Genomic DNA, 3,186 nt, shown 5'->3' with positions numbered 1-3,186 from the left:
GGCAGTGGCACTGGAACAACAGGAACTGGCACTGGCACTGGAACAACGGGTACTGATGGCACAGGCACTGGAACAACAGGTACTGGCACAACAGGTACTGATGGCACAGGAACTGGCACAACAGGTACTGGCACAACAGGTACTGATAGCACAGGTACTGGCACAACAGGTAGTGGCACAACGGGCACTGATAGCACAGGCACGGGCACTGATGCCACAGGTACTAACAGGAATACAGGCGTCGCAGCTTCCGAAAGAACTAGCGATCGCGGTTTCGATTGGGGTTGGCTAGGTTTGCTTGGTCTAGCTGGTTTAGCAGGACTACGTAATCGCGAAAAAGTCCGGGCTTATCGCGATCCTGATGAAGTCCCAGGTTCTCGCTCCATAAAATAGTATTCACAACACTTTCAGAGGGTACAGCTGTAGTTTGTGCCCTCTGTATCTTTTGCAAATCTGATGCGATCGCAGCCGTATCTGTAAGTTGTACAAGATTTTGTATCGCTCAGACCTAATAGCGTTTCTTAATAAGAGTTAGGTTAAACTGTACCTCACCCCCAAACCCTTTTTAAACTCACAAAGAAGGCTTGGGGGTGAATGTTTTGATATGATTACTTCATGCACTTGCAAACTACTATATAATCTGTCGCGTAATCCGAGCGAGTGAAGTACTCATAGTTGGCTACGACTGAACTATCAGCTTCTGCGATCGCAGGAGAGTGCCTCAGAGCGATACCGTTAAAAATATTATTTAAAAATTTATATATTTCAGCAGAAAATAGTCAATTATTTTTTTGGCGAAATTTACCGATAAAATCGGTGCAAAGCGCATAATTGACGACAAAGGCGGTAAAATCTGATTTACTTAAATCTAAATCAGAAAAAAAAAGCTGTAACAAACTTTACTAAATTGTGGATAAAAATCCGTTAACTTTATAAAACTGATAAATGTAATTCAGGCTACATAAAAATGCGCTTAGAGCAGTTGCAAGCCTTTCTAGCGATCGCCCAAACCGGTAGCTTTCAACAAGCAGCGCGAACATCTGGTGTTACCCAATCAACGATTAGTCGCCAAATCCAAGCATTAGAAGCAGATTTGGGGATAGAACTGTTTCACAGAAGCACTCATGCCAAACTGACGCTAGGAGGTGAACGTTTGTTACCACGCGTCCGCAAAATTTGCCAAGAGTGGCAGACTGCTACAGAAGAATTAGCCGATTTAATCGCCGGAAAACAACCAGAACTTTGCATTGCCGTGATTCACTCCCTATGTGGATCTTATTTACCACCAGTGTTGCAAAAATTTTGTCATGATTATCCAGATGTGCAATTGCGGGTGACATCATTGGGAAGCGATCGCGCCTTGAAAGTCCTCAAAGATGGATTGGTGGATTTAGCAATTGTGATGAATAATCGCTTTTTAACCACCAGTAGAGAAATGGTGGTAGAAGTACTTTATGATGAACCTATAGAAGTTTTAATCGCAGCTAATCATCCCCTAACCCAATATGAATTTGTCCCTTGGTCGGAGCTAATTCGTTATCCTCAAGTGGTTTTTAAAGATGGCTATGGGATGCAGCGCTTAATACAAGATAGATTTGAGCGAATGGAAGCTACACTCCAGTCGGCTTTAGAGGTAAATACCCTAGATGCCTTCCGGGGAGTCGTGCGCCAAGGGAAATTGATAGCTTTACTACCTCAATCAGCATTACTAGAAGCTCGTCTTGACCCTACCTTAGCGATTCGTTCCTTAGCCAGCAATAATACTAGTGGTTTAGCAGATGGTTCCAGTTTAACTCGGCGGGTAGTTATGGTAACAACTCAAGACCGTCTACAAATTCCCCCCATCAAACATTTTTGGCAACTCGTGCAAGAAAATATTCCACTGCAAATTGACCAGCAGCGATCGGCTTCTTAAGCGTTATTAGTCATTATTCAAGAGTCTTTAATTTCTGATGGGACTTTTGCCAGATAATTAATATGTTTATAAAAACTAACTATGCCGTGGTTCTTAGCCAGCCCTGAGTCTTGTTGGGATAAACTCATGCTCTATTATCTTGTTATTCTCGCACGTTAGTCGCTGCACACCAGTTAGCCACTGTTGCGACCCCCGTAACCCGATTTTGAACTTAACAGTGCGGGATTTATACTCTTGTGTGATTGTAATCTGCGGCGGATCAAGAAATCTTGCCGTGAGCGACTTACCTGGATCTATAATCATGCCCTGAGTTCCGAGTGCGTAGCTACGGAAAGTGTTATAATTTGGACTGTTTGCGTACTGATCCAGCGATTCTGTTTCCGTAGTTCTATTGCCGCCGTTGTCTGTCGTAATCTTTGTTATTTCCTCAAAATATTCCAGTGGTGGCGGTGTCAAAAGGCGCAATCTTTTCTGCGATTTATTGTACCATCTGATATTTATATATAAATTATGCCCAAATTGCCTGTCTGTTATGATATCGCTAGGCTGCATCGTCAAGATATCTAACTCCATATATTTTTTCCAGTCTTCCCCGTTCACCTGTATTTCTTCTATTTCATCGCCACCGTTATCTTTATTGCCACTGTCTTTGGAAAAGAATTTTTTAACCTTTTCAAAAGGTTTACGCTGGATTACTGGTTGATACCCAGAAGGGGAGTTAAGAAGAGCTTTGGCTTGGATATTGTTTTTTTTTATTTCCTGTTCAGGAAGCAATTTACGCCCAAGCGCACTACCATTTTGTTGGACAACGTGAAGTTAACTCATGGGCAAGTAATTCCTTTCCTCCATGACTCTCAGGAGCATATTCTCCTTGACGGAAGAATATATCTTGTCCTGTAGTGAAGGCACGAGCTTGGATAGATTGGTTGAGTTGCTCAGAGTGGCTATCTGTGTAGATTTTGACACTGCTGAAGTCAGTCCCAAAAGCTTGCTCCATTGGTTGGCGAATATCGTCTGAGAGTGGCTGTCCACTTCCCCAACTTAAAACAGATGCGATCGCACTACTGCCTTCCCTGAAGTAACTTTTGCCTTCACGTTTCGGTGTTTCGCGCAGTCTGTAGCAACTTCTGTCTTCCCGGAATTAACTTCTGCCTTCACGTTTCGGTGTTTCGCGCAGTCTGTAGCAATTTCTGCCTTTCCTGAATTAACTTCTGCTTTCACGTTTCGGTGTTTCGCGCAGTCTGTAACAACTTCCGCTTTCCCTGAAGTTA

5 protein-coding genes are annotated in these 3,186 nt (G+C 43.2%); 2 read left to right on the top strand and 3 right to left on the bottom strand.

What is annotated here, in order from left to right:
- Both ACFE93_RS33460 and ACFE93_RS33455 read left to right on the top strand, forming a co-directional pair.
- Positions 1-393 (top strand): WGxxGxxG-CTERM domain-containing protein (locus tag ACFE93_RS33460; RefSeq protein ID WP_375480243.1); only part of this gene is annotated, 393 nt, incomplete at its 5' end.
- 574 nt (positions 394-967) lie between these two features.
- Positions 968-1,915, top strand: coding sequence for a LysR family transcriptional regulator (locus tag ACFE93_RS33455; RefSeq protein ID WP_375480241.1), 948 nt, complete (start codon positions 968-970; stop codon positions 1,913-1,915).
- Positions 1,916-2,008: 93 nt separating this feature from the next.
- Here ACFE93_RS33455 and ACFE93_RS33450 read toward each other — a convergent pair whose 3' ends face one another.
- The 3 genes from ACFE93_RS33450 to ACFE93_RS33440 form a co-directional block, all read right to left on the bottom strand.
- On the bottom strand, positions 2,009-2,689 hold the full coding sequence (locus ACFE93_RS33450) for a hypothetical protein (RefSeq protein ID WP_375480239.1): 681 nt from the start codon (positions 2,687-2,689) through the stop codon (positions 2,009-2,011).
- Between the two features lie 16 nt (positions 2,690-2,705).
- Entirely contained in the window at positions 2,706-2,972 is a 267-nt protein-coding gene (locus ACFE93_RS33445; protein WP_375480245.1) for a DUF4157 domain-containing protein, read from the bottom strand.
- A partial coding sequence (locus ACFE93_RS33440; protein WP_375480237.1) for a hypothetical protein occupies positions 2,957-3,186 on the bottom strand: 230 nt, incomplete at its 5' end. The genes ACFE93_RS33445 and ACFE93_RS33440, both read right to left, overlap by 16 nt.

Origin of the sequence: uncultured Nostoc sp. (assembly GCF_964247315.1) — a bacterium.
Classification (GTDB): domain Bacteria; phylum Cyanobacteriota; class Cyanobacteriia; order Cyanobacteriales; family Nostocaceae; genus Nostoc.
The sequence above is the reverse complement of the archived record's forward strand: the minus strand, read 5'-3'. Positions and strand labels throughout refer to the sequence as shown.

What these genes read in the sequence shown, in the direction of transcription:
- ACFE93_RS33455 (WP_375480241.1), top strand. Translation starts at nt 968, where the DNA reads ATGCGCTTAGAGCAGTTGCAAGCCTTTCTAGCGATCGCCCAAACCGGT.